General features: G+C 35.3%; 17 protein-coding genes and 1 other annotated feature. Of the genes, 12 read left to right on the forward strand and 5 right to left on the reverse strand.

All coding sequences use genetic code 11. The annotated features are described in order from the left end of the window. Positions 1–455 precede the first annotated feature (455 nt). On the forward strand, positions 456–2,168 hold the full coding sequence (gene acsA / locus COD11_RS01535) for an acetate--CoA ligase (protein WP_098794990.1): 1,713 nt from the start codon (positions 456–458) through the stop codon (positions 2,166–2,168). 35 nt (positions 2,169–2,203) lie between these two features. Here the strand turns inward: acsA and COD11_RS01540 are convergent, their stop codons facing one another. After that, on the reverse strand, positions 2,204–5,062 hold the full coding sequence (locus COD11_RS01540; RefSeq protein ID WP_098794991.1) for a transglycosylase domain-containing protein: 2,859 nt from the start codon (positions 5,060–5,062) through the stop codon (positions 2,204–2,206). A 144-nt stretch (positions 5,063–5,206) separates the two neighbouring features. Beyond that, positions 5,207–5,435 (forward strand) — a binding site (T-box leader). Between the two features lie 57 nt (positions 5,436–5,492). Here COD11_RS01540 and tyrS point away from each other — a divergent pair. Further along, positions 5,493–6,758, forward strand: a complete 1,266-nt coding sequence (gene tyrS, locus COD11_RS01545; RefSeq protein WP_098794992.1) for a tyrosine--tRNA ligase — start codon at positions 5,493–5,495, stop codon at positions 6,756–6,758. Positions 6,759–6,864: 106 nt separating this feature from the next. On the opposite strand, the gene rpsD is transcribed toward tyrS, so the two are convergent. Next, entirely contained in the window at positions 6,865–7,467 is a 603-nt protein-coding gene (gene rpsD / locus COD11_RS01550) for a 30S ribosomal protein S4 (protein WP_098794993.1), read from the reverse strand. A 408-nt stretch (positions 7,468–7,875) separates the two neighbouring features. Between rpsD and COD11_RS01555 the strand changes: the two genes are divergently transcribed. Continuing rightward, positions 7,876–9,675, forward strand: a complete 1,800-nt coding sequence (locus COD11_RS01555; RefSeq protein WP_255301515.1) for a sensor domain-containing diguanylate cyclase — start codon at positions 7,876–7,878, stop codon at positions 9,673–9,675. Positions 9,676–9,703: 28 nt separating this feature from the next. Here COD11_RS01555 and COD11_RS01560 read toward each other — a convergent pair whose 3' ends face one another. Further along, positions 9,704–10,183, reverse strand: a complete 480-nt coding sequence (locus COD11_RS01560; protein WP_098794994.1) for a GAF domain-containing protein — start codon at positions 10,181–10,183, stop codon at positions 9,704–9,706. 120 nt (positions 10,184–10,303) lie between these two features. Between COD11_RS01560 and refZ the strand changes: the two genes are divergently transcribed. Next, on the forward strand, positions 10,304–10,954 hold the full coding sequence (refZ, locus tag COD11_RS01565) for a forespore capture DNA-binding protein RefZ (RefSeq protein ID WP_098794995.1): 651 nt from the start codon (positions 10,304–10,306) through the stop codon (positions 10,952–10,954). Here refZ and hisJ read toward each other — a convergent pair. Then, the gene (gene hisJ, locus COD11_RS01570; RefSeq protein ID WP_098794996.1) at positions 10,937–11,749 is read right to left on the reverse strand and encodes a histidinol-phosphatase HisJ; all 813 of its coding nucleotides are present in this window, start codon (positions 11,747–11,749) and stop codon (positions 10,937–10,939) included. The genes refZ and hisJ overlap by 18 nt on opposite strands. Positions 11,750–12,164: 415 nt before the next feature. On the opposite strand from hisJ, the gene ezrA reads away from it, so the two are divergent. The 7 genes from ezrA to COD11_RS01600 all read left to right on the forward strand — a co-directional run bounded on the left by ezrA (position 12,165) and on the right by COD11_RS01600 (position 20,506). Further along, positions 12,165–13,874 (forward strand): septation ring formation regulator EzrA, encoded by a 1,710-nt coding sequence (gene ezrA / locus COD11_RS01575; protein ID WP_176550940.1) that lies wholly within the window; start codon positions 12,165–12,167, stop codon positions 13,872–13,874. Between the two features lie 222 nt (positions 13,875–14,096). Continuing rightward, positions 14,097–15,242: a cysteine desulfurase family protein gene (locus COD11_RS01580; RefSeq protein ID WP_098794998.1), complete on the forward strand. Its 1,146-nt coding sequence runs from the start codon at positions 14,097–14,099 to the stop codon at positions 15,240–15,242. Positions 15,243–15,247: 5 nt separating this feature from the next. Further along, positions 15,248–16,447: a tRNA uracil 4-sulfurtransferase ThiI gene (thiI, locus tag COD11_RS01585; RefSeq protein WP_098794999.1), complete on the forward strand. Its 1,200-nt coding sequence runs from the start codon at positions 15,248–15,250 to the stop codon at positions 16,445–16,447. A gap of 118 nt (positions 16,448–16,565) precedes the next feature. Beyond that, the gene (locus COD11_RS01590; RefSeq protein WP_098795000.1) at positions 16,566–16,781 is read left to right on the forward strand and encodes an alpha/beta-type small acid-soluble spore protein; all 216 of its coding nucleotides are present in this window, start codon (positions 16,566–16,568) and stop codon (positions 16,779–16,781) included. 71 nt (positions 16,782–16,852) lie between these two features. Then, positions 16,853–16,996, forward strand: a complete 144-nt coding sequence (locus COD11_RS26620) for a hypothetical protein (RefSeq protein WP_162987437.1) — start codon at positions 16,853–16,855, stop codon at positions 16,994–16,996. 160 nt (positions 16,997–17,156) lie between these two features. After that, the gene (gene mbcS / locus COD11_RS01595; protein WP_098795001.1) at positions 17,157–18,740 is read left to right on the forward strand and encodes an acyl-CoA synthetase MbcS; all 1,584 of its coding nucleotides are present in this window, start codon (positions 17,157–17,159) and stop codon (positions 18,738–18,740) included. A gap of 164 nt (positions 18,741–18,904) precedes the next feature. Continuing rightward, complete coding sequence (locus COD11_RS01600) at positions 18,905–20,506, forward strand: amidohydrolase (protein WP_098795002.1); 1,602 nt, start codon at positions 18,905–18,907, stop codon at positions 20,504–20,506. Positions 20,507–20,542: 36 nt separating this feature from the next. Here COD11_RS01600 and COD11_RS01605 read toward each other — a convergent pair whose 3' ends face one another. Then, the gene (locus COD11_RS01605) at positions 20,543–21,343 is read right to left on the reverse strand and encodes an NAD kinase (RefSeq protein ID WP_098795003.1); all 801 of its coding nucleotides are present in this window, start codon (positions 21,341–21,343) and stop codon (positions 20,543–20,545) included. A 154-nt stretch (positions 21,344–21,497) separates the two neighbouring features. Between COD11_RS01605 and sppA the strand changes: the two genes are divergently transcribed. Then, positions 21,498–22,502, forward strand: a complete 1,005-nt coding sequence (gene sppA, locus COD11_RS01610; protein WP_098795004.1) for a signal peptide peptidase SppA — start codon at positions 21,498–21,500, stop codon at positions 22,500–22,502. Positions 22,503–22,514: the final 12 nt, after the last annotated feature.

The raw sequence follows: 22,514 nt of genomic DNA on the forward strand, positions 1-22,514 counted from the left end.
TCCTCTACCTCCCGCAGGAGTCAAGTGTCTTCCGCTTCATTCCACTATTGTTCTTAAAATAGGTATTCAAAGGCATAATCTTCCCAAATCCAAACTTGATTATAGACTAGTACGTGTATTTCAGATTATTTGTGTCTTTTTCACATCTTATAGGTAAATAAAACATAACAAACCATTTTGGATTTTGTCTTAGAAAAAATCGTATCATATTGAACAGGAAAGAAAAAAGCCTTGCAAAGTATTTTCAATATACGTTATATTCAAGTTGAAGGTGGCTAATTTTTACAATTTATTATAGTTTGTCAGTTTGATTTCATATGTCTACTATCTATTATACTAGATTAAGTTAAAAATTTAAGCGTTTACAAGATAATAAATTATATAAATTTCAAAAATTGTGAAAAATGAAGTATTGTAATATAATAGATATGTATTCTACATAAGGGGGAGTTAAGATGAAATTGGAAGCGTTGCCAGTAACGAAGGGGAATTATAATTTAACAGACTATGATACAACGTATAACTCATTTGATTGGTCAGAAGTTGAAAAGAATTTTACCTGGTCTGAAACAGGCCGTGTTAATGCTGCATATGAAGCAATCGATAAGCATGTAGAAACGTTCCGAAAAAATAAAGTAGCTCTTTATTATCGCGACCCTGAACGAGATGAGAAATATACATTTAAAGAATTAAAAGAGCTTTCAAATAAAGCTGCGAACGTCTTAAAGGATAAAGCTGATGTTGTAAAAGGTGACCGCCTTTTTGTGTTTATGCCAAGAACCCCTGAATTATATTCTGTCATTTTAGGTGCAATTAAGCTTGGGGCTATTGTTGGTCCTTTATTCGAAGCTTTTATGGAAGGTGCTGTAAGAGACCGATTAGAAGATAGTGATGCAAAAGTAATTGTTACAACTCCTGAGTTACTTGATAGAGTTCCTGTAAATGAACTACCGTCCTTAAAGCATGTTGTTGTTGTTGGGGAAACAGTAGACGACTCTCATATAGATTTACTAACTGAGATGAAAACAGCAAGTAAGGAATTAGAAATTGAATGGATGGAAAAAACAGATGGGTTACTGCTTCACTATACGTCTGGTTCAACTGGTAAACCAAAAGGTGTTCTGCACGTCCATGGGGCGATGGTGCAGCATTACCAAACGGCGCAATGGGTATTAGATTTAAAAGAGGATGATGTATACTGGTGCACAGCAGATCCAGGCTGGGTAACTGGAACAGTTTACGGAATCTTCGGACCATGGTTATCCGGGGCCACTAATGTTATTGTTGGTGGAAGATTTAAACCAGAGTCATGGTATCAAACGATTGAGGATTATGGAGTTACTGTTTGGTATAGTGCACCAACAGCTTTTAGAATGTTGATGGGAGCTGGAGATGAACTTGTTAAACAATTTAACACAAGCACATTGAGACATGTTTTAAGTGTAGGTGAACCATTAAACCCTGAAGTAGTTCGTTGGGGTGTAAAGGTATTCAACAACCGTATACATGATACATGGTGGATGACAGAAACTGGGGCACAACTAATTTGCAATTATCCATGTATGGAAATAAAGCCTGGTTCTATGGGTAAACCAATTCCTGGTGTAGAAGCTGCAATTGTTGATGATCAAGGTAATGAATTACCACCTTATCGAATGGGGAACTTAGCTATTAAAAAAGGCTGGCCTTCAATGATGCATACAATTTGGAATAATCAGGAGAAATTTGAATCTTATTTTATGCCTGGTGACTGGTACGTTTCTGGGGACTCTGCTTATATGGATGAAGATGGATACTTCTGGTTCCAAGGCCGTATAGATGATGTTATTATGACTTCAGGTGAACGTGTAGGACCGTTTGAGGTTGAAAGTAAGCTGGTTGAGCATCCTGCAATTGCTGAAGCAGGTGTTATTGGTAAACCTGATCCTGTTAGAGGAGAAATTATTAAAGCATTCGTCGCACTTCGTGAAGGATATGAGCCTACTGATGAATTAAAGGAAGAAATCCGCACGTTTGTGAAAAAAGGGTTAGCAGCACATGCTGCTCCACGTGAAATAGATTTCCGTGATAAACTTCCTAAAACACGAAGCGGAAAAATTATGCGTCGTGTGTTAAAGGCTTGGGAGCTAGATTTACCTACAGGTGATTTATCAACAATGGAAGATTAATAAAAAAGAGCTGTTCAAATTTGAACAGCTCTTTTTTATTCTGTTGCTGGTTCAGAAGGAGAGGGAGTTTCTGGCTCTCCTTCTGTTTGTTCAGCAGGTTGTGTTTCTTCATTTGGTTCCTCTGGCTTAGGAGGGGGTTCTACCTTTGGTTTTTCCTCAGCATATTCCCCAATTTTTACTATGCTTGAAGGCACTGATTCATTGCCAGCTACGTCAACTGCCACTACATAATAAGCAGCAGGATTGCTACCAACGGTTACAGATAATGAATTTGACGCTGGAACACTTGCAACCTTTTTAAAGTTCGTTGAAAAATTAGCTGCGGCGTAGACACGGTATCCAAGGATGTCGTTGTCTCCATTTGCTCTCCAACTAATTCTCGTTCCATTTGCTGATACCCCACTTACTTGGCTAGGGGATGCACCATTATCGGTAATTTCTTTTCCTTCAGTTACAACTAAATTACCCCATTTCACAGTGTTAGGTAACAGTCGTTTGAGATCACTAACATTACTAATATTGTGTTTATCAAGAATTTCTTTCTTTAACATAACACCTTCTTGAACGAACTCAGAAGGAGCTGTTGAAGGAACTTTATAAGCCCGGTCTTTAACAAACACATATTTACCTCTCGTTAAGCTGTCGTCAACTGTAGTTGGAACGTACTTTGCATTGAAAAGATCTGTTGTAACAAGACCAGCATCTCGACATAAAGCAGAAGGTAGCTTACCGGTTAGAGCACAGTAAGAACGTCTAACAATTCCCCCTGGCATTTCAAATCGATTTTTCGGTGCAACTAGTTCTGGATTTACTTCATAAGCAACATTCATCAGTTTTGCCCATAATAGAATGTTTCTTTTGCTATATGACATTCCTTTATAATTTTGCTCCAGTGGTTTTGGTGTATCATAACCAATCCAAGTTCCAAACGATACATTTGGATTTGTGGCAACAAACCATGCATCTCTATAATCTTGACCGGTTCCTGTTTTTCCTGCCCAATCCGCACTGAATGAAAGATAACTATTTAGTGAAGCAGCTGTACCGCTTCTAATAACATCACGCATCATATCAAGAGTAAGATAGGCAGTTTGAGCTGAAAATACTTCGTTTTCCACTTTTTCATGTTGAAAAATAATGTCACCATTACTTGCTTCAATTTTTTCGATTAAATAAGCATCAACAAATTTACCTTGATTAGCAAAGGTTCCATAGGCATTAACATTTTCCTCAACGGTTACACCCTTTGTCATAGCTCCAAGACTAAGTGAAGCAATTCCGTAATCTTCTTCAGTTAGCGTACTAAAGCCCATCTTTTCCAAGTAAGAAACTGGATTTTGATTCATAATCTCCATGTAGGTTTTAGCAGCTGGAACGTTGTAAGAGTATTTTAATGCTGTTCTAGCACTAGTTAAGCCATGATAGCCTCCACCGTAGTTCTTTGGTTTCCATGAACCAGTCATTGGAACATCGGCAATAACTGTCCCAGGTTGAGATTTTCCGAGCTCCATAGAAGGAGCATAAACGAGCAATGGCTTCATCGTTGAACCATTTGGACGCAGGGCATCAGTTGCATGATTTAGATTTTCTCGATTAAAGTCACGCCCACCAACAAAACTAATGATTTTTCCAGTAGTATTTTCAATTAAAACACCACCAACCTCAACAGGTTCTTGCACAGTAATGGTTTCTCCAGTATCCGGATCTTTTACTTTTTCAGGCTTATCACTGCCGTAATACCCATATTCATCAACCACTTCTTGCATTTTATCGTAAATCTCTTTATTGATTGTTGTGTGAATTCGATATCCTTTTTGTCTAAGGTCCTTATCTGCTAAAGAACGATATTGTGCCTGTAAATCATCATCTTTTTTAATTTCTTCTTCTGTATATCCATCTTTTTCTGCAAGTTTGACCATAATGATGTCATTTGCACGGTCTTCAACCTCATATGTTAAATATGGGTAGCGTTCAATAGAAGATGGTTTCTTTGGTGTTAAGTTAGCGCGGATGTCATACGTAAGTGCCTCTTCATATTCTTCTTTTGTAATAAAGCCACCAGTATACATGCGGCTTAGTACAGTTTTCATTCGATTAATACCAGGCTCAAGACTGTTCTTTACTGCCCCGCCATCATTTGAAAATGGTGTATATCCGAATGGACTTTGTGGTAATCCAGCAATAAATGCAGCTTGTGGAATACTTAAATCTTTTGCTTCAACACCAAATATTCCTTTGGCAGCTGCTTGAACACCCGCAATATTTTTTCCGTTTGAATTACGACCAAAATCTGCTACATTTAAATAAGCTTCAATGATTTCATCTTTCTCAAAGAATTTTTCTAGTCGTAAAGCTAACAGAATTTCTTTTGCTTTTCTGTCAAAAGATACTTCATTTGTTAATATTTGATTTTTAATCAATTGTTGTGTGAGTGTACTTCCACCTGTTTGTACAGATGCATTTGTAAACTCCTGAAAAAGCGCGCGCATGATCGCTTTTGGAACAACACCATGATGTTCATAGAAAAGTTCGTCCTCTGTTGCAACAACAGCATTTATAACATGTTTTGAAACATTCTCCAGCTTTACTTCCTCTCGCTCGATGTCGGCATTTAATTTACCTAAGTAGACGTTTTCATCGAAATAAATGAGAGAAGTTTCTTCATAGTTGTATATATCATTTCTCATGTTTTCGTATGAACGAATGGGCTCGTCTTTTACAAGCGAAGCAAAATACCCGGCACCTACACCTCCTGCAAAGCATATACCAATAAGTCCTATAATAAGAAATAATAAAAGTAGATTTCCAATGACGTTATATGATATCCGGAGACCTTTGGCAATATCTTTGTTAAAAGGTGAGAAACGCCTTTGTTTATCATCCTTTTTGCTCATATATGCATTCCCCCCCAAATCTTATTTATTATAACATAATAAGATAAAAAATTTGTATGCTTTTGTCATGAAAGGAGATGATGGTTATTTAACCAGTTGACATTCTATTTCCTTTATGGTTAAAATTGCTTGTAATTAGTATATGGAATAGCAAAGATTGGATTCAGTAATGGGTGTCTCACTGTTATAGAGAGCTGATGGTTGGTGTAAATCAGTACAAAGATTCTCCATGAATTACGTCCATGAGCTTCTTTTTTGAACAGGGATTAGTAAACCTAAGTAGGAAAAGACGGTTTTTACCGTTATTTAGCCGAGTGAGGATTATGAAAATAAATCCTAAGTAGGGTGGTACCGCGATTTTTTCGCCCCTTCAGTGATGAAGGGGCTTTTTGCTGTTTACCTTACAATAAAATATAAAGGAGGACCAAAGATGAGTGATTTATTAAAGGACTTACAATTTAGAGGGTTAGTTAATCAAGTAACAGATGAAGAGGGCTTGGCAAAAGCTTTGGAAGAAGGAGAGATTAGCCTATATTCAGGATTTGACCCAACAGCAGATAGCCTTCATATTGGTCATTTACTGCCAGTCTTAACTCTTCGTCGTTTTCAATTACATGGACATCATCCAATAGCGCTAGTTGGAGGAGCTACTGGACTTATCGGTGATCCTAGTGGTAAAAAGGCTGAGCGTACCTTAAACACTTCTGATATTGTTCAGAACTGGTCTGACCGAATTAAAGGGCAGCTTTCAAGATTTTTGGACTTTGAGTTAGATAAAAATCCAGCTGTAATCGTTAATAACTTTGATTGGATTGGCAGCTTAGATGTTATTTCATTCCTACGTGATGTGGGGAAAAACTTCGGGATCAACTATATGCTTGCAAAAGATTCAGTACAAACTCGTATTGAGTCTGGTATTTCATTCACAGAATTTAGTTACATGATTTTACAATCTTACGACTTTTTAAAGTTATACCAAAATAATAACTGTAAACTACAAATCGGAGGTAGTGATCAGTGGGGAAATATTACAGCAGGCTTAGAATTAATCCGTAAGTCAGAGGAAGACTCAAAGGCTTTTGGATTAACGATTCCTTTAGTTACTAAGGCAGATGGAACGAAATTCGGTAAAACAGAAGGTGGAGCAATTTGGTTGGATGCCGAAAAAACATCACCTTACGAGTTTTACCAATTCTGGATTAATACGGATGATCGAGATGTTATTAAATACATTAAGTACTTCACATTTCTTACTCAACAAGAGATTGAAGATCTTGAAAATGAGGTGGCAAATGCACCAGAAAAACGTGCGGCTCAAAAGGCTCTTGCCGAAGAAGTGACAAAAATGGTGCATGGTGAAGATTCTTTAAAACAAGCAATCAAGATTTCACAGGCTTTATTTAGTGGTGAAATCAAAGAATTAACAAGTCAAGAGATCTTAGAAGGTTTTAAAGATGTTCCATCAACAGAAATTTCTTCAGAGGAAATAGGATTAATTGATTTGCTTATAGAAGCGAAAATTTCTCCATCGAAGCGCCAAGCTCGTGAAGATCTATCGAATGGTGCAATCTATATCAATGGTGAACGTGTTCAAGATTTAACGAAAGTTATTTCAGATGAAGATAAAATTGACGGGAAGTTTACTGTTATTCGCAGAGGGAAAAAGAAATACTTCCTTATTCGTTATACCAGGTAAAGCGAGAAGAGAATGAATCTAAGGATTTGTTCTCTTTTTTCTTTCAAATGTTTATTTGATCAATATAAAAAACCTATACCAATTGGTATAGGTTTTTTCAAAACTATTAACGAGAGTAGAACTCAACGATAAGAGCTTCGTTAATTTCAGCAGGTAATTCAGAACGCTCAGGTAAGCGAGTGAAAGTACCTTCTAATTTATCTGCGTCGAAAGTTAGGTAGTCAGGTACGAAGTTGCTTACTTCGATTGCTTCCTTAACGATGTCAAGGTTGCGAGATTTTTCACGTAAAGTGATCGTTTGACCAGGTTTTAATTGGTATGATGGGATATCAACACGTCCGCCATCAACCATGATATGACCGTGGTTAACTAATTGACGAGCTTGACGGCGAGTACGAGCTAAACCTAAACGGTATACTACGTTATCAAGACGAGAATCAAGAAGAATCATGAAGTTCTCACCATGTTTACCAGCCATTTTACCAGCTTTATCAAATAAGTTACGGAATTGGCGCTCATTTACACCATACATGTGACGAAGCTTTTGCTTCTCTTGTAATTGTAAACCGTACTCAGAGATTTTTTTGCGTTGTCCTGGACCGTGTTGTCCTGGAGCATATGGACGCTTTTCTAATTCTTTACCTGTACCACTTAATGAAATACCTAAACGACGAGAGAGTTTCCAGCTTGAGCCTGTATAACGAGCCATGCTAACTCCTCCTTTATGTTTTTATTTTGCATAAAATAAAAACCAGACTGACTAACAATCATGCACATTTTATTTTCATGTATCCTCGCTCCAGCAGCATAGAGTTACTCGATACACCTCCTTAATATAAAAAGGGGAATAAAATGAATTCACCATTGCACCATCAATAGGCTGCATATTTTATACACAACGAACATTATATGTTTTTCTATGTATAAAGTCAAGGACCTTTACATAAATATATAATTTTTTGAAATAATCATTACTAAAGTATAAACTAAGTTCATTTCATTTCATTTCAATTGGAAATAAAAATATTTACTCTACTATCTATAGAATTGATTTATGATATAATGTATGAGTAATTTGACTTAGTTTAAATTTGTAACTTTTAGTGTGGGTGATTTTATGGGAGAACAATTCGTGATAACTGCTACTAAATGCGCCTTTTTTGATTTTATTAGCAAACATCATAATAAACGTTCATTATCTAATATTGTGGAAAAGCTTTCTGAAACTGTTAAAAGTGAGCTTTCAATTCGTCATGCTGTTTTTTATTTCTATAATAGTAGTGATGAGTTTTACACACAGTCTTCACCAGTTGATGATACCCCATTTAATACGTTCATTCTCAAAGATGGTGAAGCCTATTACTATGGTGATCAAGTTCTACTCCCAATTTTTCGAAAAGATAGACTAAAGGGGATCCTTCAATTAAAGGGCTTTGAAAATGAGTACTCACCAGCAGTTATGAATGAATTAGCAAAAACATGTACATCCTTCTATGCCCATTGTATGGAATTAATACAGGTTACCGAAAATGAGCAGAAGTATGAAAGATTATTTCATTTAACAGAGCAATTTCATGCTTTTATGAATAAAGATGATGTTTTAGTAGAATTAATTACAACATTACAAGAAATGTATACTGAGTTTATTTTCTATTTGTTTTTATCACACGATAATGAAAATAACTTGAATTTACCAATTAAAGATCTCGGATTTGATCATCAAGATGGAAATGAAATAGCTATGGAAGCCTTTGTAACAGGAAAAATACAGTTTTCATTTGATGAAAAGATAAATCAAACGATTTTATATACTCCATTAAAAGGCAAGCAAGGGGTATATGGTGTATTGCAAGTGGTCGTTAATCACGGGATAAACCTGGCTGATCAAGATAAAAACTTTATCATTATGCTTGCAAATGCAGCTGGTACTGCGATGGAAAATGCCCAATTATACGATCAATCAAAGAGATTAATTAAGGATTTACAGCTTATAAATGAAACGTCCCATCGTTTAAATAAAAATTTACGATTGGCAGATACGATGACATATATGACATCAAGAATCATGGAATCTTTTGAAGCTGATGAGGTGGGCTTTTTCTATCAAAATCATCAAAATGAATTTCAAATTTTTCCAGGTAGTACTGAATTTTTTAATACGAATGAAGTGCATGTTTATATCGATTATATAAAAGGAAAACTTGAGAAGAATCTAGAAGGGCTGTTTTTAGGTGATATCACAACATACCTGCCAGATGGCTCCTTTGCATCAGTTATGGCTGTACCAATGGTACAGAGTGATACTCTTCGAGGCTGTGCAATTGTCCTTCACAAAAATTCTTATCATTTTTCATTTGATATGTTTAAACTTCTTCAATCGTTAATTCATCATTCTACATTGGCCCTATCTAATTCCTTATTACGAGAAGAGTTAGAAACGTTAGTTAAAACTGACCAATTAACACAATTATACTCACGTAATTACATGAACACTTGTATAGAGAACTCAATGAAAGCTGATCGTCAAGGAACATTTTTATTAATTGACATCGACAATTTTAAGGGAGTTAATGATACATTCGGTCATCAAGTTGGAGACGAAGTTTTGGTTCAGGTTGCCAATATTATTAAAAGTAATAGTAGAGAACATGATATTGGAGCAAGATGGGGTGGCGAGGAATTAGCTGTTTATCTGCCACAAGTTGACCTTGAAGCAGGAACCGCCATTGCCGAAAGAATTGTAAAAAAGGTTGCGGAAAATACAAATCCCTCAGTGACAATATCTTGTGGAGTATCCTATTGGATTGCTGAAAATGAACGTAATTATAATCAGTTATTCAGCCGCGCTGATAAGGCGTTATATGTTGCTAAAAACCTAGGGAAAAATCAAGTGGTCGTTGAGGATGATATTCATTAAAAAAGGTGAGCTAAGTAGCTCACCTTTTTTACATATATTGAACCAAAACATCTACAAAGTTTTCTAAAAACACTTGATCTTCTTCATTGAATCGATCTTTTATCGGGCTGTCAATATCCAACACGCCAATCACTTCACCGTCAACGATCAGAGGAACAACAATCTCTGAATTAGACGCTGCATCACATGCAATGTGTCCCGGGAACTGATGAACATCTGCAATTCGCTCTGTTTTTTTATTAGCTGCAGCTGTACCACAAACACCTTTTCCTACAGGAATTCGAACGCATGCAGGTAATCCTTGGAAAGGTCCTAATACAAGTTGACCTTCTTTCATTAAATAAAATCCAACCCAATTGATGTTATCTAAAAATTGATTTAATAGAGCCGAAGCGTTTGCTAAATTAGCAATGCGATCTTCTTCCCCCTCTAGTAAAGCTTTTAATTGATTTATGACCAATGAATATTGTTCTGACTTTTTACCATTGTATTTTTCGACATGAAACATCTAAATTACCTACCTTTTGATAAATTTCCCTTATGATGAAGAACTTTGTCGAGCGAATCATAAAGGAGTTTGATACTGAATGATTGAAGATATTATATATGAATAGGAGGTGTAATGACTATGACTCAAACAAACTCCCGTGATACAAAACAAAAGATACTTGATGCTGCCATTTACTTATTTAACTCTAAGGGATTTACTGGTACCTCTGTAAGAGAGATAGCCAATAGAGCCAATGTGAATGTTGCCCACATTTCATATTATTTTAAAGGAAAAGGTGGACTTCTTGAATATCTTGTATCACATTATTATGAAGGTTATCTTAAAATCATTGAAGAAAATTACTCACATATACAATATGGAAACACCCATGATGTGCTTAGTAAAATGATTTTAGATTTATTGCATTATCAGCATGAAAACCGTCAACTTTCTCGATTAGTGTATCGTGAAGTGACAGTAGACTCTGTTTTAAATCGTGAGGTGATGACAACCTATTTAACCAAAGAAAAATATTACATTAAGTCACTATTAGAACAAGGGATCGAGGAAGGACATTTTCGAAAGGGATTTATCCCGCATTTAATCATCCAACTTAGAAGTCTATTGCATATGCCGTATTTACAGCCTCAATACATGAGTGAAGTCCTTCATATTCAACCTCACGAAGCATACTTTGTGCATCAGTATTATAAAGAGTTGAAATTATGGCTAAATTCGTTGTTAGTAGACAAGTTCTCACAAGATCGTAATCTACTTGCTATTCGATAACTGCTCAAAATATTTATAGTTCTTTCCAACATCCCTAGCACTGTGGGCATCTGACCCATAGATGAGAGGGATTTCTTGTTTTATTGCCATTTTTGCAATTTCATCATTAGGATAGACTTCACCACAATATTCTTTTCTTAACCCTGCTACATTATAATCTATTTCCAGGTTTTTTTCTTTAATCGAAGTTAAAATATCAAGTATCCACTTTTCATTTGAGAAGGTAACAGGGAAAAGTTTTTGAAATTTGTTTGCAAGCGTTATGTGCCCAATTCTTTTTGGTTTATAGTTTCCTAAATCACTATTAATTGAGTGAAGAACTTCATTGTAATAGGTTTCATGTAGTACTTTTAATGAACCTGTTTCGAAAATCATTTCATTAAAGGTTTTATCATCAAAATCCATACAATAATATTGGTCTTTTATCTTTAAAAAGTGAACAGATAAAATACTATCATCTAAGTATTTTCCATACTCATTTAAAAAATTAGTAGTTTCTTTTTCATAATCTCTTATATAGTCAATTTCCAAACCAACATTAATGGTAATTGAAGTTTGATATCTTTCTTTTAATAAAAGGATACTTTCAAAATAATCGCCAAGTTCTTCTAGTTTCATGGCACTATCTTCTTGTGGTGTTGGATCTTTAAAGCCTTTTGGAAGTGGAGCGTGTTCAGTAAATGTCAGGCAGTTAAACCCCTCTTTTATAGCCTGTTTAATATATAACTCCAGTTCATCAGTTGATCCATGTGGACAAAATGGTGTGTGAACATGTCCATCCTTCTTTAGCGGCATATTTTCTCCCCCTTTTGCTGTAACCATAAAATTTATCTTGTCATCAAGTTACACGTTTCAGCCTGTTTATTAAAGATATAGATGCCCTTTCATCATAACTGGACAAATAATGTAAAAAATTTAAAATTTGTGGTCAAAAAATGTCGTTTACATGGTATCATAAATACATTGAATTAACATTAACAAAGTCTTAGAATATATATGATTTTTTAAGGATTTTTAATAGCTTGTTAATTGTATGTTAAAAAAGGAGACTCTAAAGAGAACAATACTAATTAACAACAATAAACATATTCAACATACGAAAAAATAAATAGATACTTAATAACGCTTATCAGCATGATGTTGAAAGATGTACATCATCCGGGAACTCTTCCCTGTCATGAGGATTTTGTGTAGTACGAGGGGGCCAACTATGGAAGTTTTAATTGGAATTGTCCTTCTGATATGTATTGTATTTGGTGCGGGATACATGTTTAGAAGAAAAATATATAAAGAGGTTGATCGTCTAGAGGCACGTAAGATTGAAATTATGAATCGCTCAATTATCGATGAGTTATCGAAAGTAAAAGAGTTGAAAATGGTTGGACAAGCAGAAGAATTGTTTGAACAATGGAGAGCTGAGTGGGATGAGATTATTACAACTCAACTTCCTGAAGTAGAAGAGTTACTTTTTGATGCCGAGGATTTCGCTGATAAATATCGATTTAAAAAGTCACAAGGTGTTTTACAACATATTGACACTGTCCTTTTAACTGTAAATGAAAATATCGATAAGATTATTGAAGAAATTAATGAGCTTGTTACGAGTGAAGAGAAAAATACAGTTGAAGGTGAAGAAGTAAAAGACCAGTATAAACGAGTTAAAAAGACCTTATTAGCTCATAGTCATCAGTTTGGTAAAGCACATCGTAAATTAGATGACGCCTTAACTGAAATAACAGATTCACTTAAACAATTTGATACTGAAACTGAACAGGGAAATTATTTAGTAGCTAGAGAAGTGTTAGTTAAGCTAAAAATGGACCTTGATGTTCTACAAGAAAAAATGAATGAACTTCCTAAATTATTGACGGAATGCTCAGTGACAATTCCAAACTTAGTAAATGAACTAAAAGAAGGATACAAGGAAATGGTAGCATCAGGCTACTATTTAGAGCATATTCAATTAGATTTAGAAATTGAGAAGATAAACAATCAGCTAGAAAAGTTCAAAAAGAAACTAGAAGAAGCTGATCTTGATGATGTACAGGATGGCTTGCAATTCATTCAGGAATCTATTGATAACTTATATGATTTATTAGAAAAAGAAGTTGAGGCTAATCAGTTTGTTAAAAAAGTGAAAGATCAAATACATGATCAATTAGTTGAACTATCAGAACAAAAAGAAGCTACTGTTGAAGAAACAGAGCTTGTTAAACAGAGTTATCAACTTTCAACGACTGAATTAGATAAACAAAAGCTAATTGAAAAGCAGATATTACAGGTTGAGAAGAAATTTGCACATATTCAACAGAACTTATTAAATGACCAAGTGGCTCATTCCATCGTAAAAGAAGATCTTGAAGACATTGATAAACAAATAAAGCAGTTATTAGAAGAACATAATCAATACCGTGAAATGCTTCAAACTCTTAGAAGTGATGAGCTTCAAGCAAGAGATAGCTTAAATCAATTAAAAAGACTGCTTCTTGATACAACAAGATCGGTACAACAAAGTAATGTACCTGGTCTGCCTGTTGAGTTTCTTGAATTAATAGAAAAGGCTAAACGGGACGTTCTAAAGGTAACAACGAAATTGGATGAAATCCCACTTAATATGGTGATTGTTAATGAGTTACTATCAGAGGCTATTCAATCAGTTAAGTCTTTAAAAGAAACTGGGGACGATCTCATTGAAGAGGTATACCTAGTAGAGCAAATCATCCAGTATGGAAACAGATATCGAAGCCGTAATCAGCAACTTGCGACAAAATTTAAGCAGGCTGAAGAATTGTTTAGACATAATGATTACAATGAGGCTTTAAACGTTGCAGCTGCAGCACTAGAGCAAGTAGAACCTGGTTCCTTCGAAAAAATTCGGGAACTAATAGATGAACAAGATAAAACAATATCCTATAAGTAAAATGATAAGAGGAACCAAGTTTCGAAATAGTGGAACTTAGTTCTTCCTATCATTTTTTTATTTAGGAAATGCGAACGATTACGTAATTGTTGAATTGTTTTTCTTTGCAGTCTCAATATGTTATGATTACACATTGATAAAACTAATTGCTTGAATCATTTATTATGAATTCAACTCATTTATAAAATTAACATATAAACATAGCAATTTGGAGGAAGCAAAATGTTGTATTTAGACAACAGTGCCACAACAAAACCATATGATGAAGTTTTGGCAACTTATATGAAAGTTGCCAAAGATTACTTTGCAAATCCTTCTTCCATTCATAAGCTTGGTAGTGAAGCAGAAAGATTGTTAAGTCAATCCAGACAACAGGTTGCCGGACTGCTAGGAGTTTTACCGGAAGAGATAATTTTTACTTCGGGTGGTACAGAAGGAAACAATCTTGCTATAAAAGGAGCAGCTTTTTCTACTAATCATAAAGGAAAACATCTTATAACATCTGCTATCGAGCATCCGTCAGTGTTGGAATCATTTAAACAACTAGAGGAGGTACATAACTTTAACGTGACATACCTTCCTGTTGATCAGAATGGTAGAGTTTCTTCCGAAGATGTTAAGAAGGCGTTAAGAAAAGATACCATTTTGGTTTCTATTATGCATGTTCATAATGAAATTGGCACCATTCAGCCAATTGAAGAAATTGGTCATATGATAAAAGAATATTCAAATGCGCTTTTTCATGTTGATCATGTTCAAGGAATAACAAAGGTCCCACTTGATTTTAATAAAGCTAAAATTGATTTATGTACAATCTCAGGACATAAATTTCATAGCTTGAATGGAACAGGTGTTTTATTTGTACGCAAAGGTGTAGAACTTGCTCCACTTTTTTCTGGTGGTGCACAAGAACTCAATGTTAGATCTGGAACGGAAAGTCTTGCTGGAAATGTAGCTTTGGCAAAGGCTCTAAGGCTGTCAACAGAAAAAGCAGGAAAACAACTAAAACAAGTAAAAATTACACGAGATAAACTTATGCTTGAATTATCAAAAATAGATGGTGTTGAGATAAATACTCCACGAAATCATTCTGCACCACATATACTAAATTTCTCAGTACCAGGCTTAAAAGCTGAAGTACTCATTCATTTTCTTGGAGAAAACAATATTTATGTTTCAACTACATCTGCATGTTCTTCAAGAGATAAAAAGATGAGCAAGGCTCTTTTAGTAATGGGAAAACATGACAGTATTGCCAAATCTGCAATAAGAGTCAGTTTATCGTTAGATGATAATGAAGAAATCATCGAACCGTTTATTAAAGTGCTATTAAAAGGTAAGGAAAAATTAACCAAGGTAATGAGGTAGGATATATGGAATTTGATCACATATTAATTCGTTTTGGGGAAATATCTACTAAAGGGAGAAATCGAAGAAAGTTTGTTGATCGATTAAAAAGAAATATTAGAGAAGTTTTAATGGATTTTCCAAACTTAACATATGAAGCAACAAGAGATCGACTCTATCTGCATTTAAATGGAGAAAAACACGAGGAAATAGTTGAAAAGCTTAAACTTATATTCGGAATTCAATCATTTAGTTTAGCAATTAAATGTAAAAGTGAGATATCACATATTAAGGAAATGGCATTAAAAGCGATCGAAAGTCTATACCAGCCTAATGATACTTTTAAAGTAACGGCTAAGCGGGCAGATAAGCAATTTCCTCTTGATACTAATGAGTTAAATTATCAAGTAGGAAGTCATATTTTAGTTAATACAAATGACTTAACCGTTGATGTTAAAAATCCAATGATTAATGTTCGCGTTGAAGTACGATCTGAAGCAACCTATATAACATGTTTTGACTATAAAGGAGCAGGGGGGTTACCAGTTGGATCTGGTGGAAAAGCGGTCCTTTTGCTATCAGGAGGTATAGATAGTCCAGTTGCTGGTTTTCTTTCATTAAAAAGAGGGGTTGAGCTTGAGGTTATTCACTTCTTCAGTCCCCCATACACGAGTGACCGTGCTAAACAAAAAGTAATTGATTTAACAAGAGAGCTAACTTCCTTTGGGGGGAAAATTACTTTACATATTGTGCCGTTTACAAAGATTCAAGAAAAAATTCAAGAGCAGGTACCAGAAAATTATACAATGACGTCAACAAGAAGAATGATGCTAAAAATAGCTGACAAGCTTCGCGAAAAACAACAGGGCTTGGCGTTAATTACTGGAGAAAGTCTTGGACAAGTGGCTAGTCAAACATTGGAAAGCATGGTTGCGATCAACGATGTAACAAATACACCTATTTTAAGACCATTGATTACAATGGATAAGACAGAAATCATTTCAATTGCAAAAGAAATTGGAACACATGATATCTCTATCCGTCCATATGAGGATTGTTGTACAATTTTCACTCCAGCAAATCCTAAAACAAGACCTAAGGTAGAAAAAGTATCTAGATTTGAAAGCTTCGTTGATTTTGATGAACTTGTAGATGAAGCCGTTTCTAACATAGAAGTATTAACTATTGCAAAAGAGAAAGAAGCTGATTTTGAATCTTTATTTTAAAATTTAGACTATAGTTTTAGTGTTGTAAACTTCACTTATTTGTGAAGAATTACCAACTGAAATAATGAATGAAGCCATGTGTATTTACACATTCTATACTCACAAGGAGGTGATACACATGGCACAAAACAGTGGATCTAATAGCTCAAACCAACTAGTTGTACCTGGTGCTGCACAAGCTATCGATCAAATGAAGTATGAAATCGCTTCTGAATTTGGTGTTAACTTAGGACCAGAAACAACTTCACGCGCTAACGGTTCAGTTGGTGGTGAAATCACTAAACGTTTAGTTTCTTTTGCTCAACAACAAATGAGCGGTTCTTACCAACAATAATTAAATAAATAATGGCTACGAAGGGTGGGGGAAACCCCACTCTTTTCAATGTGAAAAAAGGGGTGTTCCATTTGACTAGAGATGATCGAGAAGAAATAGCAGAAGAATATGATGGTGAAAGAGAACAACGACAAAAACTTCAAAAAAGCCGAAAACAGCAAAGAAAAAGAAGAAATGAACCCAAAAATGCTAAACAAGCAAATGAGCAAAGCTAAGATAAATTTCTAACAGGCCTTATTGGGGTCTGTTTTTCATTTTTTTCTAGTTTTTCATGTCGGATTTCCGCATTTATTCTGTCATAATGAAGTTTCATTAACATTTAAAAACTTTGGACGATTAGGTATAATATGAAGTATAAATGAAGGAGGGGAAAATATGGTAAGAGAAGAACTTCTTGCACCACCAATTTATAATCTAGTTGAAGAAATAGAGAAATATGCTGGAGACTCCACAAAAGTTGCATTAAAATGGGAAAACGAACAAGGTGAGAAAGAGGAAATTACCTACCTTTCATTAATAAATCGAGTAAATCAGATTGGAAACGCTTTAATAGAGCAGGGGTTAAAGCCTGGACAAACAGTTTTAGTAGTGATTCCTAGAGTGATAGATGCCTATGCTGTATATCTGGGAGCGTTAAAGGCTGGGTTAGTTGTTATTCCTAGCTCCGAAATGCTGAAAACAAAAGATTTACAATACCGAATTACACATGGAGATGTAAAGGCCGTTATAAGCTATGGGCTTTATACGGATGAATTTAAAGAGATAAAGGAATATCATACCCTAAAAAAATTTGTTGTAGAGGGAAATAAACAAGATTGGACTTCGTTAGAAGAATTGATATGTTCGCAAAGTACCTCAATGGAACCAGTCCAAACAAAGTCAGATAGTATGGCTTTTATATCTTACACTTCTGGTACAACAGGTAACCCTAAAGGGGTTGTCCATACACATGGGTGGGCTTTTGCTCATTTAAGAACAGCCGCAAAAAACTGGCTAAGCATTGATGAAAATGACGTTGTTTGGGCAACTGCAGGTCCTGGTTGGCAAAAGTGGGTTTGGAGTCCGTTTTTATCTGTATTAGGTTCCGGGGCAACAGGATTGATCTACCACGGGAAGTTTGATCCAGAAAAATACTTACAGCTTTTAGACGATTACAGTGTAAATGTTTTATGCTGTACACCAACTGAATATCGTTTAATGGCAAAGGTTGAAAAACTAGATCAATATTCACTTACAAACTTACATAGTGCTGTATCTGCTGGAGAGCCTTTAAATAGAGAGGTTATTGAAACATTCCAAAAATATTTTAATGTTAAAGTACGCGATGGTTATGGACAAACAGAGAACACTTTACTTGTTGGTGTCCTAAAAGGAATGGAAATTAAGCCTGGTTCAATGGGGAAACCAACACCAGGTAATGATGTGAAGATTATTAATGATGAAAGTGAAGTTTGTGCTGTAGGGGAAGTCGGAGACATTGCGGTTCACCGAGACACACCAGCTTTATTTAAAGAATATTATAAGGATTTTGAACGAACAGCTATGCAGTTCAGAGGTGATTATTATGTAACTGGTGACCGTGCCCGAATGGATGAAGATGGATATTTCTGGTTCGAAGGTAGAAGTGATGATATTATTATTAGTTCAGGATATACCATTGGACCTTTCGAGGTAGAAGACGCTCTCGTGAAACATCCATATGTGAAAGAATGTGCTGTTGTTGCAAGTCCTGACGAGGTAAGAGGAAATGTTGTAAAAGCATTTGTTGTGTTAAGAAATCCTTCATTAGCCAATGAACCAGAGATTATATCGACCCTTCAGCAGCACGTGAAAGATTTAACAGCTCCTTATAAGTATCCTAGAGAAATCGAATTTATTGAAGATTTACCAAAAACAACTTCAGGAAAAATTCGACGCGTAGTATTAAGAGAACGTGAATTAAAGCTTAAACAGGCATAGTATAAAAAAACATGGCTTATTGCTAAGTCTCAATGGTGAAAGTTTTACACTTTTCTATACTATTGTCCAAAAATAACCAGGATGGAATTACTTCCTGGTTATTTTTTATGGAAGTTGAAATGTGGTACCATTCAGTAAATGACTCTTTTAGGTGGAGGAATAATATGGGAACGTTATGGTTTGGTGGAAACATCTACACGTTAGAACAGGAAAAAGGTAAAGTTGATGCTGTTTTTACAAAAAATGGACGAATCGTAGACGTAGGTAGCTATGAAACACTTACTACTCAGTACTCTGATGAAATTATAGAGAAACAGAACCTACAAGGTCATACATTGATTCCAGGGCTGGTTGATAGCCATCTTCATTTAATTGCTCATGGAGAAAAGCTGCTAAGATTGGATTTTTCAAAAACAACTAACTCCAGTGAGATTATTCAAAGTATAAAAAAAAGAGCAGCTGAAGTAAAAAAGGGAAGTTGGATTATTGGAGAGGGTTGGAACGAAAATCAATTGGAGGATCAAAGAATACTTCATCGCTCAGACTTAGATGAGGTATCGCCAGATCATCCTGTTATGTTAAGACGTATATGTCGGCATGCTATTATAGCCAATTCAAAAGCATTGGAACTTGCAAATATTTCGAAAGAATTAGAGGATCCAGCAGGTGGGGTTATTGTCAGAGATCAGGAGCGTAACCCAACTGGATATTTGTTAGATCAAGCACAGGAGCTTGTGCTTAATATCGCTCCGTCCACGACAGTAGAAGAACTAGAGTTTGCTCTTCAAACATCTATTAAAGATTGCTATCAAAAAGGGCTGGTAGGAGCTCATACCGAAGATCTCTCTTATTATGGAAGTTTGGAAAATACGTTAGAAGCTTTTCAAAGAGTATTAAACAATGGCTTAAAATTTCGAAGTCATTTACTTGTTCATCATCTTATCGTTGATGAATTTCAACAGAAAAAGAGAGAGATTGGAGAGTTTGGTGAATTTGGTGCTATGAAAATCTTTGCTGATGGTGCACTTGGTGGAAGAACAGCGCTACTTAGTTTTCCATATAAAGATGAACCAGAAACATCAGGGGTTGCTATTCACACAAAGAAAGAGTTAGAGGGATTGGTCCAAAAGGCGAGACAATATAAGATGGAAGTTGCAGTTCATGTAATTGGTGACCTAGCATTTCAATGGACAATTGAAATTATTAAAAACAATCCACCTCTGAAGGGACAACATGATCGTCTTATTCATGCTCAAATTCTAAGAAAAGATTTAATTGAAAAAGCTAAGAATTTGCCCATTATTTTAGATATTCAGCCTCGTTTTGTAACTAGTGATTTCCCATGGGTTATTGACCGAATTGGGGAAGAGCATTTAGAATCCTGCTATGCTTGGAAAACACTTTTAAATGAAGGAATTCACTGTGCGGGAGGATCAGATGCACCAATTGAACCGGTTGATCCCTTATTAGGAATTCATGCTGCTGTGACAAGAACAAGCGATTATGAGGAAACAGGAAAAAGTTATCTGCCAGAAGAAAAATTATCTATGTACGAAGCTGTTGAGCTTTTTACAAAAGGCAGTGCATACGCTATTCATCATGAACGCGATAGAGGCATGATTAAAAAAGGATATACGGCAGATTTTACAATTTTGGATCAAGATATTTTTACAATTGAACCTGATAAACTCTTAAGTACCAATGTCATGATGACAGTAGTAGATAATGAAGTTGTTTATAAGAAGAATGCGTTGCAAATAACATAACCGAGGAAGGTATTCTTCCCCGGTTTATTAACTGTATTATAAAAAGGTTCTCTGCACTTTTTCCCAAAAAGAATTATCTTTAAGTTTAACCGTTTTAATTGGTTGTTCACTTAAACCGAACTCTAATTCCTGGACATGGCGAATACTTAATGCTTCATTATCCATACCAATAACAGGATAGTCGTTACCATCTTGTACAACCTTAAGCTTTAATTTTCTTTTATCGCTAAGAATAAAGGAAGAGCCTAGAGTACGGTAAAGGTTATTGTTTAATGAAGCTAATTCACTCACTTGTATACATGGTAGCATAGGATCAACGACTGCTCCGTTTACAGACTTGGTATACCCAGTGCTTCCCGTTGGTGTAGAAATCAACATGCCATCTCCTCGGAATGTTTCAAAATGGAGATTATCAATAAAAACATCAATAACAAATGTTTTAATGATGCCTGAACGAATGGAACATTCGTTTAAGCATTTAAACGTTGTTGAATCATCAATTTTCACTTCTAAAACAGGATATCGTCTAACTTCAATTTGTGATTCATTTATTGCTTCTATCATTTTCTCGATATCATCTAAATGAAAATCACAGTATAGACTTAATGTATCATCAACGCCGATGCCAACATACAAACAATCTGATCTGAAATTTGTTTTTCGTGCAGCTTGAAGGAAAGCACCATCTCCTCCGATACTGACAATGATGTTTGCCTTTTTATAATCATTTACAACTATAAAATCACTATTTTTAGCAGCTTCAATTAATGTGTTAATTTTTTCAAGTGTATGTTCCTCTTTTTTGTAGAAAAAGTAAATATTACGACGATCTGTCACAATGATTCCTCCTTAGATATGTAAATCTCCACATTTTTCCTTGAAGATGGTACAATACTTTATGTTGTTTAGTTTACCACTTTTACAAAAGAAAATGTTTCAACATGCTAGATAAATCATAATATACTGCAAAAAAATAGAGGAGGTAAGAACAATGAATGGTAAGCGCTGGGGAGCTTTAGCAATTGCAGCTGTTTTATTTGTATTCTCCATTATTATCAGCTCAACAATGATGTTCCTAAATCAAAGTGAGATGTTCACAGAAGCATTCTCTACTGGTTCAGAGTTTTCCGAGGAAGTCATTGATGAGGGTTCAGAATTTAGTAAAATTCTTGTGTTAAATGTAAATGGAGTGATCCAAGACACAGGCGAAGATGTTACCTCGTTCTTTAGTACAGCGGGATATCAACATCAAACGTTTTTAGATATGATAGAGGCTGCGGGTGAGGATAACACGATAAAAGGAGTCATTTTAAGGGTAAATTCTCCTGGTGGCGGAGTTGTGGAAAGTGCAGAAATACATAAAAAACTTCTTGAGTTAAAAGAAGCTAGCAAAAAACCATTGTATGTATCGATGGGAACACAAGCAGCATCAGGAGGATATTACATTTCTACAGCAGGAGATAAAATCTTTGCTGCACCCGATACGTTAACTGGTTCTTTAGGTGTAATTATGCAGTCTATTAACTATGGAGGATTGGCTGAAAAGTATGGAGTGAAGTTTGAAACGATTAAGAGCGGACCATACAAAGATATTTTTTCACCAACCCGTGAAATGACAGAGGATGAAAGAAACATTCTACAATCAATGGTCGATAATGCTTATGCGGGATTTGTAGATGTTATCACAGAAGGAAGACCATTGTCAGAAGATCAGGTACGAAAGGTTGCAGATGGTCGAGTTTATGATGGAAGACAAGCGAAGGAAATTAACTTAATTGATGAATTAGGTTATTTTGACGATACAGTTAAAGCAATGAAAAAGGATTTGAAAATAGAGGATGCGCAAGTGATTCAATACGGTACAGCTTTAGGTTTTGAAAGCTTTCTAACAATGACTGCTGGCAAAGTATTTAAGGAAGACATTGAACTGTCAAATCTTTATCAGCTTCTATCAAATACAAACTCACCAAGGCTAATGTATTTATATTCTGAATAAGGAGGGCTGTAT

Origin of the sequence: Bacillus sp. AFS040349 (genome assembly GCF_002577655.1) — a bacterium.
Lineage (GTDB): Bacteria > Bacillota > Bacilli > Bacillales > Bacillaceae > Metabacillus.